The organism is Aquimarina sp. KJ22-3 (assembly GCF_055808215.1).
This window is the reverse complement of record NZ_CM147859.1, coordinates 3,503,965-3,519,584: the sequence shown is the minus strand read 5'-3', so window position 1 is coordinate 3,519,584 and position 15,620 is coordinate 3,503,965. Positions and strand designations below refer to the sequence as shown.

Annotated in this window: 13 protein-coding genes; 6 read left to right on the top strand and 7 right to left on the bottom strand. The window is 34.2% G+C overall.

All coding sequences use genetic code 11. The features are described from left to right. Positions 1–294 precede the first annotated feature (294 nt). Positions 295–624 (top strand): hypothetical protein, encoded by a 330-nt coding sequence (locus AC0L3Q_RS16160; RefSeq protein ID WP_473281003.1) that lies wholly within the window; start codon positions 295–297, stop codon positions 622–624. A gap of 125 nt (positions 625–749) precedes the next feature. Here the strand turns inward: AC0L3Q_RS16160 and AC0L3Q_RS16155 are convergent, their stop codons facing one another. Beyond that, positions 750–1,175 (bottom strand): lipocalin family protein, encoded by a 426-nt coding sequence (locus AC0L3Q_RS16155; protein ID WP_473281001.1) that lies wholly within the window; start codon positions 1,173–1,175, stop codon positions 750–752. Between the two features lie 233 nt (positions 1,176–1,408). Between AC0L3Q_RS16155 and AC0L3Q_RS16150 the strand changes: the two genes are divergently transcribed. Then, positions 1,409–1,597, top strand: a complete 189-nt coding sequence (locus AC0L3Q_RS16150) for a hypothetical protein (RefSeq protein ID WP_473281000.1) — start codon at positions 1,409–1,411, stop codon at positions 1,595–1,597. A gap of 10 nt (positions 1,598–1,607) precedes the next feature. Here AC0L3Q_RS16150 and AC0L3Q_RS16145 read toward each other — a convergent pair whose 3' ends face one another. The 5 genes from AC0L3Q_RS16145 to AC0L3Q_RS16125 form a co-directional block, all read right to left on the bottom strand. Continuing rightward, positions 1,608–3,068 carry a S41 family peptidase gene (locus tag AC0L3Q_RS16145; protein WP_473280998.1) on the bottom strand — a complete coding sequence of 487 codons (1,461 nt, stop codon included), beginning with the start codon at positions 3,066–3,068 and terminating at the stop codon, positions 1,608–1,610. A gap of 193 nt (positions 3,069–3,261) precedes the next feature. Continuing rightward, positions 3,262–4,014 (bottom strand): hypothetical protein, encoded by a 753-nt coding sequence (locus tag AC0L3Q_RS16140; protein WP_473280997.1) that lies wholly within the window; start codon positions 4,012–4,014, stop codon positions 3,262–3,264. A 2-nt stretch (positions 4,015–4,016) separates the two neighbouring features. Next, positions 4,017–4,547: a carboxypeptidase-like regulatory domain-containing protein gene (locus AC0L3Q_RS16135; protein WP_473280996.1), complete on the bottom strand. Its 531-nt coding sequence runs from the start codon at positions 4,545–4,547 to the stop codon at positions 4,017–4,019. A gap of 127 nt (positions 4,548–4,674) precedes the next feature. Beyond that, entirely contained in the window at positions 4,675–6,075 is a 1,401-nt protein-coding gene (locus AC0L3Q_RS16130; RefSeq protein ID WP_473280994.1) for an ATP-binding protein, read from the bottom strand. Positions 6,076–6,293: 218 nt separating this feature from the next. Next, entirely contained in the window at positions 6,294–6,827 is a 534-nt protein-coding gene (locus AC0L3Q_RS16125) for a hypothetical protein (RefSeq protein ID WP_473280992.1), read from the bottom strand. Between the two features lie 528 nt (positions 6,828–7,355). On the opposite strand from AC0L3Q_RS16125, the gene AC0L3Q_RS16120 reads away from it, so the two are divergent. After that, entirely contained in the window at positions 7,356–9,413 is a 2,058-nt protein-coding gene (locus AC0L3Q_RS16120; protein ID WP_473280990.1) for a M13 family metallopeptidase, read from the top strand. Positions 9,414–9,463: 50 nt separating this feature from the next. Here AC0L3Q_RS16120 and AC0L3Q_RS16115 read toward each other — a convergent pair whose 3' ends face one another. Further along, positions 9,464–10,108 carry a hypothetical protein gene (locus tag AC0L3Q_RS16115; RefSeq protein ID WP_473280988.1) on the bottom strand — a complete coding sequence of 215 codons (645 nt, stop codon included), beginning with the start codon at positions 10,106–10,108 and terminating at the stop codon, positions 9,464–9,466. A 113-nt stretch (positions 10,109–10,221) separates the two neighbouring features. On the opposite strand from AC0L3Q_RS16115, the gene AC0L3Q_RS16110 reads away from it, so the two are divergent. The 3 genes from AC0L3Q_RS16110 to AC0L3Q_RS16100 all read left to right on the top strand — a co-directional run bounded on the left by AC0L3Q_RS16110 (position 10,222) and on the right by AC0L3Q_RS16100 (position 15,614). After that, on the top strand, positions 10,222–11,556 hold the full coding sequence (locus AC0L3Q_RS16110) for an aspartate kinase (protein WP_473280986.1): 1,335 nt from the start codon (positions 10,222–10,224) through the stop codon (positions 11,554–11,556). Between the two features lie 542 nt (positions 11,557–12,098). Next, positions 12,099–12,854 carry a hypothetical protein gene (locus tag AC0L3Q_RS16105; RefSeq protein WP_473280984.1) on the top strand — a complete coding sequence of 252 codons (756 nt, stop codon included), beginning with the start codon at positions 12,099–12,101 and terminating at the stop codon, positions 12,852–12,854. A 3-nt stretch (positions 12,855–12,857) separates the two neighbouring features. Further along, entirely contained in the window at positions 12,858–15,614 is a 2,757-nt protein-coding gene (locus tag AC0L3Q_RS16100; protein WP_473280982.1) for a carboxypeptidase-like regulatory domain-containing protein, read from the top strand. The last annotated feature ends 6 nt before the right edge of the window (positions 15,615–15,620 follow it).

Sequence of the window (15,620 nt, the reverse complement as noted above, 5' to 3'; positions counted from 1 at the left end):
GTTTGAAAAAAATGAAATTTCTGCATTTGCAAATTAGTAAATGCATAATTTAGGCTATTTATTTTTTTCAAAATGTAATAATTTGATTCACACCCTATATTTTTTAGGGTATTTTTTATAAATAACCTTTAAATATATAAATTTGCTATGTAAATAATGGGGGTATAACTAATAAAAGTTTAATTTTTTAATAACAACCCCTAAAATTTATAAGACGTGTTTTTTTTGAATAAAGTATGGTTTCAATAAAAAACATAGTAATCAAATACAAATTAGTAACCAAATTTTATGCTTATGAATTTAGAAGAAGTTATTATGGCATCAATCGCAGAGTTTTTAGATGTAGAAGTTCATAGAGATACTGAAACATTGGATTTATCTTCCAAAATAGAAATTGTGCAGAAACGAATGGTCGATAAAATAAAAAATAACCCCAATTTACCTTTTGTCGGGACTACTACCTCAAATTATGAATATGAGATGTTTTTTAGCAGTAACCCAAATGATATGATTAAAATCGATGGTTGGATACCTATCGAAACAGACAAAATTGGTAAAGCCGATAAGATATCAGAATATATCGAAATAGGGTTATTACGAAAAATAGAAGTAAGTTATAGCTAACAAACATTAGTTATACCGGTTTCTGAAAGGCATGCAGTTTTACATTATATCAACCACAATAAATATTAAATTGCATAATTAGTTTTTAAGTTTTAGGTCATAGTGAACACTATGACCTTTTTTTATTACCAATGAAAATCTCTGTTTTTTACAGTGATATTTTCGGGAACAAAAGTATCTACAAAAGTACTAGTGGTAGAAAACTGTTTATGTCTAAATTGAATTTTTAACGTATCCTCTTCTAATTGTAAAATCTTAAAGTATTTGTAGTTTTTATCAATCTTTAGGAGTTCAGGAAACTGCTCACTCGTTTGTTTGATATACGAAATCCCTTCTTTGTTTTGAATGAATTCCCACTGTCCACTCAAAGTTGGACCACAATTTTCTTGTTTGCCATTGTTATCTTCAAAGGTTTTGTTGGATTGGTAAGTAATGCGATAGGTTAAAAAACAACCAGTCATATTCATTCGTATCCCATCGTTATAGCGCCAGGCAAGTTTCCAGGTCTTTTGAGTTTCTCCAGAAAGCGCTTGCGATGCATTATCAGGCAAGATAAAAGGTTTCTGCTTTGAGCAGGAAATAAGACTTAAACTCACAGCAAGTAATAGGAGGAATCTATATACAAAAGGATTTTTTTTCATAAAGGACAACTAGATTACGTTATGTAATGATCAGATAGGTGTTTTGATATACGAATTGTTAATACTTCTGTGTAAAAGTATTCTTCATTTACCAAAAATCAAATCGGTAATACTTTATTTTAGCAATGAAAAAATGATCTCATATGACAGAATATGTGCTTTTGACCGAGGATCAAAATTATTTTGTAGAATATTTAATCGGAGAATTAGTACTATCTAGCAGTATTAGTGAAGCTATGAAATTTGACGATGAACATCTAGCCTTACGCTTTAAGCAAATGTTACATTCGTCTTGTGAATTGGTAACCAGTGTAAATACCTATATTGGGTAAATCATCCTTTTCAATATCCTCTTACCAAGCGACAGATATAGTCCAAAATACGATCTTTGCCTTCTATAAGGTCTTCCAAAGTAACACCGACATATTTATCCGGTGGTGTGCCAGAACCTTTAGGAACGGTTTTATCGATTACATAATTATCGATTTTTTCCATAAAGAGCATAAAACTGATTTTAGAATTAGGAAGCTCATAGTATACCGGAAATTCTCCGTTATGTGAATAGTAACCACCTCCCATTTCTTCTCCTATTACGGTAATATCTGGGTCGTTTTTTGCATTTAGCGCAAATGCGGCTGCACTAGAAAAGGTGCTCCCGCTGGTGGTTACATATACTTTTCCTTTAAAGCGATTTTCGCTAGGAACCATAATGGTTTCTAAATCGTCAAAATCAATTTTCCAGCCGTCATAAATAGGATGATTTTTGAATTTGTAGGTTAGAAACGGCTTTTCATCCAAAAACCTTCTACTTACGTATTCCTTCTCTGGAATAGTGATCGAAGTAACATATTCACTAGTAATTTGTTTGAAAGGCTTATCCGTAATAAAAGAAAATAGATGAATCGCATTCGGCCTGAAACCTCCTTCATTTTGACGGATATCGATCACTAAATGTTTAATTTTTTTCTTGTTGATTTCTTTAAATATTGCAGTAAGATCTGATTTGAATTTTTGAATTTCTCTTCCAAAGGAATTAACTACCAATACAGCCAATTGTAGGTCATCTTTGTAATACACAAAAGGAGCTTTGCTGCCAATGTATTGATCAAAAAAGTCAAACCCGTTTTCTCTATTATGGTAGTTGGCAAAATACGATTGACGTTTAGTATTCCTTAATTTTACTTTTACAAAAGACTCTGCATCTACCGTTTTTGTATGATGAGCCCCATTGGGTTCGATATATTCAATTTCAAATTTTCGGGTAATTCCATATTCATAGATATAATACAACCCAAATTTTAATTCGATATCTCTGTATTTTTTGGTGAGATTAAATCCATCTGTAGCAGGGTACTTTTTAAAATCTTCGAGAATTCTGGTGATGTTTTGATTGTTTATTGCAATGATTTTTGATCCAACCGGAATATCAAAATCATCAGTATCGATATAGAACTCGGTGTTTATAATTTTAAGAATTAAGGGGAAGTAGTATTGGTCACTCTTCAATGTATTAGGAGGGAAAAGAAAGAGGTGTCCATCTTTAATTCTATCGGTTATCCCCAACATGTTCTTGAACAAGTCAATATCTGTAATCGAGTCCCCAAGATGCTCCTTAGTATCCTCAAACACAACTTGTAAAGAATCTTCAGAAACGTAATCATAAAGGCTAGGGTGTCCTTTTTTCAAAATTCTTTCAAAGATATTGAGATCTTCTTTTACATGAGCAGGGTCCAGTTGTTTCTGAGCAAATAAGGTATGCGCAGAGATCCAAAAAAATACAATAAACCATGTCTTTGGCATCATTAAATTCTGAAATCGAAAATGTATTCTCGTACTAATGACTAATTCTAAATAAATATTGTTGCAATACCTTTGTTTTCCCTAAAGTAAAAGTAGCAAAATTACAACGTTCATCAGTAAATGAATATTATAAATTATCGCATAAAAAAAGAATGCACATCGTGCATTCTTTTTCATTATTCTATAAAAAGATGTATTAGTTTAGTTTTCTAAGTTGTTTCTGAATTTTCTTGATCGCCGATTCTATTGATTTTTCGGGTTCTATTACATTGTATTCTCCCCAAAACCTTGGGTCAGAAAATCCAGAAGCCTCATCATTAATTACCACTGATGATTTTAATCGATCTTTCACTCGTATAGTTTCATTATTGTTGTTCTTCTTCCAGTCTGTAATGGCCATCTCAACATTCAATTTATAAACTGAGTTAAACAGTTTCTTTTTCCAGTTGATTTTGATAGCAAGATCAATTCGACCGTATCCATAGTACCACTTTCCATCTTTTTCTCGATAGTCTATGTTATACGAAGCCTCTGTAGGTTGTACCCTAGCATTTCTTGGCTTCTTTCGTACAAACATTCTACGTACTTCTTCTTTATTATCCATATTAAGACTGAAAACAGCTTTGGTCATCGCTAGAGTCTCGGCATCGATATATAATTTTCCACGATAAAGCGGCTCCACAATGTGAGGTCGTTGCTTGAATTTTAGGACATAAATATATTTGTCATTAATCTTGGTCGATTTGTCGAAACTAAACTCATAAGTTTCGATCATATTATCTGTAAAAAGAATTTCAGGATTCTTCATGACATCGATATACAATGTACTGGTTGGGCCTCCTTGCAGTTTTACAGTAAGTGTATCCAGTTTCTTATAGTCTGCACTTTTTCTCGCTTTATACAATTTTATAGCATCTGTTCTGGCAGATTTATAAGGGTTTTTGTACACATCTACAACAGCTTCAGAAAGAGAGACATAAGTTCTTCTTTTTTGATGGTTTCCCGATAAAAGGCAGTCATTATGGTGTTGTCACTTAGGTAATTGGTGCCTTTCTTTTTCATCACGGCCCGTATCAAAGCCTCTGGATCTCTGGGATCAATGTTAACTTCAGATAACTCGGTAATGGTTGGGTCCAATTCGATGGTTAGCAATTGACCATTAAAGGCTGATAATTGAACACTTTGGTCATTATATCCCAAATGAGAAATGGTGATTTTACCATCAGCTTTGTCTTTAGGTACTTTTAAAAGAAAATCTCCTTCGTCATTGGTAATTGTCGAAATGTTGGTGCCTTGCAAAGATATCGTTGCAGAAGAAATGGGTTTGTTGGTATTTTTGTCAACAACCAATCCTTCGTACTCATTGTAATTTGCTTGATCAACTTGATAGGCTTGTATATTTGTTGAATATCCAATAATCAAAAATATAAACAAGGAAAAGGTCAGGTAATTTTTACGTATAAGCATACTTTTTTTGTTCATAGCTCCAGTTTTTAGGTTCTACATACTCGATCATGATTGAGATGACTCTCCAAGATACGCATTTTTGAGGACCTAAAGTTTTATAAAATAGTTAAAAAATACCTTAAAAGGAATGCTATTACTGGGATTAATGGATGTTATGGTGATTGCCAAACCAGTTTTTTAGCTTGATATTCAGAATTTCGGTGGTAAAAGGCTTGGTAATATAATCATCCAACCCTTTTGCTATAAACCGCTCGGCATCACCAGGAAGTGCATTGGAGGTAAGTGCAATGATCGGAGGGACTTTTTTGTAATTTTTTCGAAGCTGCTCGCAAGTTTGTACCCCATCCAAATCGGGTAGGTTGATATCCATCAGAATTAAGTCGTATTCATCCTCTTCAAACATTTCTACTGCCTTTTTTCCACTTTTGGCAACATCTGCGGTACACCCTAAATACTTCAATATCTGGTTGGAGACCAAAATACTGGTTTCAGAATCTTCTACTAATAATACATGAAGATCATATTTTTGATCCTCGTTATTTATGGAGGTCTTGTTAAGCTTCTCGGGGTCAACATCAGAAATTTTGGTTTTGAAAGTGAACCAAAAATTACTTCCTTTGCCGAGCTCACTTTTTACGCCTAACTTGCCATCCATAAGGCTCACCAATTTTTTGCTAATAGTAAGACCAAGACCGCTTCCTTCACCTGCCAAAATAGCCTCATCATGAAATTGACTAAATCGATTAAACAAAGCTTCCTGATCTTTTTTACTAATTCCAATACCAGAGTCAATGACCTCTATCTTAACATGAATTTCTTTTCCCTTTTTTGCGTGTAAAGAGGAAACTATTTGGATAGTGCCTTCGTCGGTAAATTTAATAGCATTGCCTATTAGGTTAGATATAATTTGAGTCAATCGGTTACCGTCGGCAATAATGTGTTGTGGTAACTTTTCAGAATAATCCTGAACGATTTGAATCCCTTTTGCTCTGGATGTGGCAAGAAACAGATCAGAGTTTTGTTGGATAAGTTGTTGTAGGTCGATATCCTTTGGAAGTAATTTAAGTTTACCTTCTTCTATTTTGGATAAATCTAAAATTTGGTTAAGAATTTCAAGTAGATTTAAAGAAGATTGGTGTATGGTATTTACGTATTCCTTTTGCAAATTATCCAATTGGGTGTTTTTAAATAGAAGATCGATCATTCCAACAACGCCAACCATAGGAGTTCTGATTTCATGACTCATATTGGCTAGAAAATCCTGTTTGAATTTTGAAGCTTTTAAAATTTGATTATTCTTTTCTTTTAGTCTATCAAGATTTCTCCCTCCAAACATGGCAAACAAACCGAGGAAAAAGGGAGCAGTATCAATGATGTAATGAATTGGGTAATTTTTTTGAACAAAGACTGCAGATTCCCAAGAAAATTCTAAGCCTAATTTCACAATATCAAGACAAGTGGCTAGTACCGGGAATAGACATCCAAAGAATATCCCGTATAATGTATATTTAGTGGTTTCAGTTTTCAACCAAGAGGTTTGCATAGTACAACTTTTTGGTTTAGTTCTTTACTTTAATGACTCTAAAAGTAATACAGGTGTCAGGGGGTATCAATAGAGGATTATGGGCTAAATATAAGTTTTTTTTTGAAACCTGATCGTTTGTCTCATTTTGAGAACCTTTTGAGCGAGAGGAAAGAACAAGAAAAATCCGTGGTAACGCATTACCACGGACTTGTATTACCTTACTTTTAATGATTGTGTTATCCTTTGAAAACGTATTTTTTAAGTTTGTATCCCTCCACTTTGATTAAATAAGTTTTAGGATCTACCAAGTAGTGAATGTAATCATCTACCTGACCCTTATCAAGAAGTCTTCCATCCAAAGTATATAGAGAATATTTCAAACCCTGAGGTACCTCTATAATGTGTCTGAACGTTTTTTGATCTGTACTTTGTTGACAAGTATTGTCAGCCAAAAATCTGTTGATAAAAGTTATTCTTCCTTCTTCGTTTCCTTCGAGGGTAACTGTAGCAGAACTGTCTACATCAATAACTCCATTACCGGTTAGGTCTCCAAGAATTATCAAACAAGCATTTCTAATTTTAATTCGTGCTCCATCTTCAATATGTAGACTCTCTGTGATGAAAATTACACCTTCGTCAGTGTTTTCATCCAAACCATCAATTACAGTGTTTTCTGTAACAGACATCAACTTGTAGGAGATGTCAATTTTTGTATTCGCGAATACAACGCTTGTTAAGAACAAGGCAATTAGGGGTAAAAGTGTTTTCATAAAGTTTTGTTTTAGGGTTAAACCACTTTTTTAAGTAAGTAAAAACTTACAAATAATGATTTTTTTTCGTTGTAAAACACAAAATCAACGACAATATACAACATTTTGTGTTAAAAACATACTTTTGGGCATATTAAAATTGAGTTTTTTAAAGGTGCTTGAGATGTGACTACGGGAAAACCGCATTGCTACTAGGGTTCTCGAAGGTGTAATTTTTTTATTTTTTTTAACTTTTTTTTAATGTTTAAACCTTATTTGGTTGATTTATAAGTGCTAAAGTGCGTTGGAAGACTTTTTCTGGAAAAATGTAAAAAAGTGCATTTTTTTTGCACATTTTTTTTAAAATACTGGTTATGAGAACCAAGACAACATGAGTCAAATCTTATTTTTTCGTTAAAACTTTGAGTGATTCCGTGTACGGTATGGCATTTTGTATAAATTACGCGCCGTAAAAACGTAACGAATTCGCAATTGTTACGTCATATTTTAGATAACTAATCTTAATTTACTAATAGAATGAGTGTAAAAATGAAAAATGTTTATGTTTTGGTAGCTCTTGCCCTTGCTTTTGCGAGTTGTAAAAATGATGCAAAGCAAGAAGAAGAAGTTGCCAAAGTAGAAAAAATCCCAGGTATCGTACTTGAAAATATGGATACCGCCGTAAACCCCAAAGATGATTTCTACAACTATGTAAACGGAAACTGGATGAAAAATACCGAAATCCCTGAAGACAGAACTCGTTGGGGAGGTTTTGGTGTACTTCGTAAAAAGACAGATGATGATGTTTTAGGTATCATTAAAGAAGCTAAAGAAAGTGGAAAATATGCAGCCGGAACAGATCAAAACAAAGCGATCCTGATTTTTGAAGCCATAATGGATACAGTAGCTAGAGATAAAGCGGGTGTAGAACCGTTAAAGCCTGTTTTAGCAAAAATTGATGCAATCAAGAATGTAGCAGAGCTGATTGATGTGCTAACAAGTGAACCAGCAGCTTCTTCTCCTTATGTAGGATTTACTTCTTTTCCTGATTTAAATAATAGTGAGATCAATGCACCTTATGTAGCTACAGGTGGGTTAGGGTTGCCAGACCGTGATTACTATTTGGATCAGGACGATAAGTCCAAAGAAATAAGAGGACAATACGTAGATCATATCACACGTATGTTGCAATATTTAGGGGATTCTGAGGAAGATGCTCGTAAAGCTGCAGAAACTGTACTAGCTATTGAAACTAAGTTGGCAGAACCAAGATTGGACAAGGTACAGAGTCGTGACGCAAGAAACTTTAACAACCCAAGAAGTATTGCTCAACTTACCGAAATGACTCCTGCCGTAGATTGGAACAAATTTATAAAGGATCTAGGGGTTACTAAACAGTTAGATACCGTTATGGTATTACAGCCTAAGTATATGACAGCATTGCAAGAAGTGCTTACCGGAACTGATATTGAAGACCTAAAAACAGTAATGAGATGGTCTACTCTTAACAGTGCTGCAGGAGCGCTTTCTACAGAATTGGAAAAGGCAAATTGGGATTTCTACAGTAAAACCCTGAGAGGAGCTTTGAAGCAAAGACCACTTAACGAACGTGCCTTGGCTAGAGTAAATGGTTCTGTTGGAGAAGCAATAGGACAGCTTTATGTAGATGCTAAATTTCCGCCAGAAGCAAAAGCTAAAGCTGAAAAAATGATTGCAAACGTAATCAAAGCATACCAGAAGAGAATTGAAAAATTAGACTGGATGAGCGATAGCACCAAATTGAAAGCTATCGAGAAACTAGATAAATTTACGGTTAAGATTGGATACCCTGATGAGTGGGAAGACTATTCAAAATTAGATATCAAAGAAGGAAATTCGAATTTTGATAATATGATCGCCGTAAACAACTGGAATTTCAAAAAGAGCATGGAAGAGATCGGAGAGCCAGTTGATAAAACAGAGTGGGGAATGTCTCCACAAACGGTAAATGCATATTTCAACCCATTATTTAACGAAATTGTATTCCCTGCAGCAATTCTTCAACCTCCATTCTATAATTATACTGCCGACGAAGCTGTGAACTACGGTGGTATTGGAGCAGTAATTGGTCATGAAATTTCTCACGCTTTTGATGATTCTGGAGCTCGTTTTGATGCAGAAGGAAATCTTAAGAACTGGTGGTCTGATGAAGATTTAAAAGCTTTTACCGAAAGAGGAAATGCACTTGCAGAACAATATGATAATATTGAAGTATTAGATAGTGTATTCATCAACGGAAAATTCACTTTAGGAGAAAACATAGGTGATCTAGGTGGAGTTCTGGGAGCATATGATGGACTTCAGTTGCATTTTGCAGAAAATGGAAAGCCAGAGCCAATAGATGGATTTACTGCAGAACAACGTTTCTTCATGTCGTGGACAACAGTATGGAGAACTAAGATACGTGAAGATGCATTAAGAACGCAGATTAAAACAGATCCACATTCTCCAGGAGATGTAAGAGCGATCCAACCTTTATTAAATGTACAGGCATTTTACGATGCATTTGAGATTAAAGAAGGAGATCAAATGTATCTTGCGCCAGAGAAAAGAGTTAGTATCTGGTAATAAAGAACAGCAGAAATATATACAAAACCCCGTCATTTTGACGGGGTTTTTTAGTTTTCTTTAATTTCATTCATGAGTAAGAAGGCCTTGTTTACATAATCCTTCTCCAGGAAAAGTGTAAAGTAATTTGAAGTCGAGATGACTTCGAATACAGGAATGCCTTCATAAGCCAATAGTTTGAATAAGTAAAAATAGAGTCCTATCACTTTGGAGTTGTCCTCGGGTAGCGCAATTGACATCGAAGACAAATTATCGGCAATAGAAATACAGGTTTCTTTTTTAAAATGTTTTTCTACAGTCTCTTTCAAAGAAGAGGAAACTAGAATATTGCTTTCTTGAAAATTACTTGAATAGGTAAAATATGCTTTGGTTTCATCTTTTACACTATTTAGTAGATTAGATTGACTGGTTAAAATGGTATTCGAATTTAGAAAAGTATATTCGGTAATTCCGGATCTTACGACAATATCTCCTAGATTCCTCAAGTTGTCAATATGTTTGATACGCCTTGGGTGATAACGGCGTAAAGCCATTACTATCGATCCCGGTTTTACAGGTTTTCTCATTATTTTTTCTACTTGAGGAAGAAGATCAACCGCAAGAGAACTGAAGTTGATGATATCCCTTGATAACGCATCCTCCAAAAAAGGTTGATGTCGTAGTATGTTATGAACGCAATCTGTAATAGTCTTCATTGTTATATATTTAACATAATGTACAAATTTATGTTTTTTCTTTTAAATTATTTACACTCTGTGCGGAATTAACTAACTATGCACTGTTAAATAATTCGCAAAAAGAATAGTCGATGAAAATTTTAAAGTTTGGCGGAACTTCTGTAGGATCTGTTGAAAATTTACATAAGATCAAAAACATCCTTACTTCAGATGAAGATGAAAAAATTGTGGTATGCTCTGCAATGTCTGGTGTAACCGATCATTTGGTACGCCTGGTAGAAAGCGTGAAGTTGAAGGATACTGAAGCGATCACCAGAAGTTTGCACCGACTTGAAAGTAAACATAGCGATGTTATTGATGAGTTGATCCAAAACCAAGAGGTTAAAGATCAATTAAAAGAAGGTTTATCTTCTATGATCACTGAACTTTTTGAAATCGCTAATCAGGATTATTCTGAAATTGTGAACTCTCAGATCATTACCTACGGAGAAACAATACTTACGTTTATATTTTCTGGTTTTTTAAACGAAATTGGAGTTTCCAACGTGCTGTTAGATGCAAAGCAATTTATGCAAGTAGGTGCCGTAGAGAATCCTGATATAGCTGTAGTAAGCAAGAAAATTAACAAAGTGCTGGCAGATAATCTTCAGTCCACGATTTATATTACCCAAGGATTCGTTTGTATCAACGAAGAAGGTAACCTAAGTCACCTGAAAAGAGGAGGTAGTGACTATACGGCGACTATTATAGGAGCTGCCATAAATGCTTCAGAAGTTCAGATCTGGACGGATATTGATGGATTACACAACAATGATCCTAGGTATGTTGACGAAACACATCCGATATCTCATCTTACGTATAACGAAGCTGCAGAGCTGGCTTATTTTGGGGCTAAAATTTTGCATCCACAAACGGTTTCTCCTGTCGTGAATAAGGATATTCCGGTTTTACTAAAAAATACTTTTGATCCTGAAGCTCCTGGAACTATTATTTCTAATAAAACATATAGAAAAGGACTGAAAGCCATATCTGCAAAAGATGGTATTACTGCCATCAAAATTAAATCTAACAGAATGCTAATGGCTCATGGGTATTTAAGAAGGATTTTTGAGGTTTTTGATAACTATAAGACTTCTATAGATATGATTACTACCTCTGAAATTGCAATTTCTTTAACGATCGATGATACCACTAATCTAGATAAAATTGTAAAGGAAATTGAGAGTTATGCAGAAATAACGGTAGAACAAAATCATAGTATTATATGTATTGTTGGAGAGTCGGTAATTAATGATAAGAATTCCTATAAACTATTCGAAATATTAAACTATATACCTGTTCGTATGGTTTCTTATGGAGGTAGTAATAACAATATTTCAATTTTGGTAGATACCAAGGACAAAATACCAACCTTAAGATTTTTGAACGAAAAACTATTTCAGGTTCAACATGAAATAGTTGTATAATTGTTTGTTATGTAATTTGTATAAAAGCAAGGCAAAGGTTTTGATATCCATACGTAATATAAAACTCAAAACTTGACCCTTGCTTTTTTATGCTTTCCTTTTTTATTGTACGATTACCATATTTTATAGCTTGACAACAAAGGTGAATATTTATAAATCTGTACTACCTTTTGTTGTATCTTCTCCCAAACAGCACTTCCTTTGTTATCGAATGTAGTACTCTATTGTTTACCCAAAAGTATTTAGTGTATTGAAAAGACAAAGCGCTTTTTTTGATTTTCTTAAGAAAATTGTAGGCAACCTTTTTCATTTATAGGGTCTTAAGGGTAATAAAAGCGTTAAAACCAACTCTAGATTACAAATTTTACTTGTTAAGGTTATGTTATTTTAATGTAGGGGAGGTTTTAATAAAACTTTATTAAACTATATTTAAAATTCAAATAGTCAGGGAACAACCATAGTCATAACATTTCATTCTTCTTACATCCATGCAAAGAGGATGCTTAGTGATGAATCATGTTTGACTACACCAAATCAATTATATGTGCGTGAATAATACTTACTCTTTTCTTATCGGGCTACTTTTTTTCATTTTTAACTCCTGGGCTTACCACTTTGCAAGCACAGACAGATTCAGAAAAAAGTCTTATTACAAATGGTTTGATAATTCTGTCGGAAATCAAAACACAGATCTGTACAACGGTACTGTTTTTATTAATAGATATCGTACCAATGGAGAGAAACATAGATTTTTTGAAGTTGAGGACTTTTTAGAAGGAAGTGTTACTTATGATGGAAACAATTACTACGATTTACAGATGCAGTATGACGTGTATCAAGACCAACTTATCGTAAAGTTAAAACAAGGATACGCAGATATTGCCTTACAATTAATAAAGGATAAAGTAGATGCTTTTGAAATCGGTAAAACTCCGTTTGTTCGAGTTGCTAACGATAGTATGAAACAGATTGGATCAGATGGGTTTTACGAAGTGTTATTGCAAGATCCTAAAATTGCCTTATTAAAAAAACATAGTAAAGGTCGACAAAAGCGGGTAAGAAATGGACAATCTTATTACGATTTTGTAAGTAAAGTAAATTATGTGGTTTACTACAAAGAGAAGTACTATCCTGCAAAAAGCAAAAGTGATGTTTTGGATGTTTTTCCTGAACTCAAGGAAGATATAAATGATTATTATTCTTCTTCAAGAAAACTTCTTAAAACAAATCCAGATGCCTTTAGATCGGCATTATTCAAAAAATTGATAAGTCTAATTTCCAACACAAATAATTCTTAATTTATGAGAAAGTTACTATACACTTTAATTCTTCTTTCATTTCAAGTAACCTTCTCACAAAATCAAACTACAATTTCGGTAAACTTTACCGATGCTAGTATAGGAGAGGTGATTCAACAGATTGAAGCCAATAGCGATTATCATTTTTACTTCGTAGATGAATGGCTTGGAGATAAAAGAGTAACCGGAAACTATAATAACGTATCTGTACAGGAAGTGTTAGATGCCGTTTTCAAGGATACTGTACTCAATTATTATCTTCTGGAAAACAATGAGATTGTACTGATTAGAAACAATGTCATTTATGATGAATTGCCGGAAAACTTTTTTGGCAGAGAAAGAGTAGTAGAGAATACAGTTACCACAAGAAAAAAGAATATCAATCCATCGTTTTATGTAGAGCAAAAATCTTCAACCAGAACAGAGACTTTTAGAATAGGTAAGGAAGATATCAATAGCACAAGAGAACGATATTCATTAAGTGGATATGTTACCAATTTTAGAACAGGTAGACCTATTGGTAATTTGGCAATAGTTGTTTCTGGTACAAGTATCGGTACACAAACAGATAAGAATGGTTTTTACCAGATTGATTTGCCTCCGGGACAAAGTATTTTAGAAACGAGTTCTGTGGGTATACAAGACTCCAGAAAACGTGTCATTATCTATAATGATGGGGAACTGGATTTCGAACTGGATGAAAGCTTAGAACAATTGGATGAGGTTATTCTTGAAGGAAAGGTAAGCAAGAATGTTACCGAAACTATTACAGGAGCAGAAAAAATAGACGTCGAGGAGTCCAAAAATATCCCTTTAGTTTTGGGAGAGCGAGATGTATTCAAGGTTGCTACAGCATTACCTGGAATTACGACAGCAGGAGAAGGCTCTGCTGGATTTAATGTACGAGGAGGTAAGTCTGATCAAAACTTGATTTTGGTAGATGATGCTGTAATTTATAGTCCACAACACTTTTTTGGGATTTTCTCTGCACTTAATCCTTTTTCTATTGAGGATGTAACGGTGTATAAAGGAAGTATTCCAGCTGAGTATGGAGGGCGATTGTCTTCGGTTTTTGATATTAAATTAAAAGATGGAGATACCAAAAAGTTTGGGGGAGAAGCATCTGTAGGACCTGTTACGGGAAATGTGGTTCTTGATATTCCTGTGATTAAAGATAAGTCTGCGTTACAAATCGGAGGTAGAGGAGCATATGCAAATTATATTCTGAGATCCCTGGATGATGAATCGTTAAAAGATAGTGAAGCGTCTTTCTACGATGCAAACGTTAAATATACCCATCGATTTAATGATAATAATAAAGTAAGTGCTACAGGATACATCAGTAGAGATGATTTCAGTATTACTTCAGATTCATTGTATATCTATAATAATAGATTACTATCATTGAAATGGGATCATACTTTTAATGATAATAATAAAGGAAGCCTAATTCTGTACAATAGCCAATACAAGTTCAATATAGAATTTGATGGAGGCGCGAATAACAATTTCGATTTAGGGTTCTCTGTAGAAGAAACAGAAGCCAAACTCAAAATGAATCACGCCTTTAATGACAAGTATAGCTTGGATTACGGTGTTTCTAGTAAATTATATGCTATCGAACCAGGAAGAATAGATCCTTTTGATGAACAATCGATTGTTACTCCATTGGCCATTCCCGAAGAACGCGCGCTAGAATCTGCAGCATTTATTTCTGGTAAGTTAGATTTCTCTGAAAAGTTTTCAGTAGATGCTGGATTCCGATTCTCTGTCTTTAACGCGCTGGGAGAAGGAGTGCAACGTATATATGAAGATGGCAGGCCTAGAAGTGAAGCCACTTTGTTAGAAACGCAGGAGTTTGATAAAAATGAAGTTATTGAGACCTATACCGGACCCGAAGCCAGATTGTCTTTGCGGTATTTGTTACGACCAGACTTGTCAATAAAAGCTAGTTTTAACAATACGTATCAATACATACACCGTTTGTCCAACAACACAACTGTATCTCCTATAGACACCTGGAAGCTTTCAGATCTCAATATAGAACCGCAACAAGCAAATCAGTATTCTTTAGGACTCTACAAGAATTTTAAAGACGATCTATACGAGTTAAGTGTCGAAGGGTTTTATAAAGAGTCAGAAAACATTCTGGACTTCAAAACAGGAGCACAAATCTTGCTTAACGAGACCATAGAAGCAGAAGTATTGCAAGGAGAAGGAGAAGCATATGGGGTAGAGTTCCTGTTGAAAAAAACTAAAGGAAAATTAAATGGTTGGTTAGGGTACACCTATTCTCGTTCGTTTATCAAGTTGGATAGCCCATTCCCAGAAGAAAGGGTGAATAATGGAGAATTTTTTCCTTCTAATTTTGATAAGCCTCATGACTTTAGTATGGTGGCCAATTATAAGTTTACCAAACGATTTAGTCTTTCTGCCAATTTTGTATATCAAACGGGAAGACCGGTTACATTTCCAGTAGGAAATTTCTTTTTTAATGGATCAGAAACCGTAGTGTTTAGTGATCGTAACCGATTCAGAATACCGGATTTTTATCGTTTGGATTTAGGATTTAATATTGAAGGAAATCATAAAAAGAAAAAATTAGCGCATAGTTTCTGGACCATATCGATTTATAATGTGCTAGGGCGTAACAATCCATTCTCGGTATTTTTTGTAACCGAAGATGGAGAAGTAAAATCCCTACAAAGTTCAATATTCTCGATACCGGTACCATCGATAACCTACAACTTCAAATTCTGATATTTT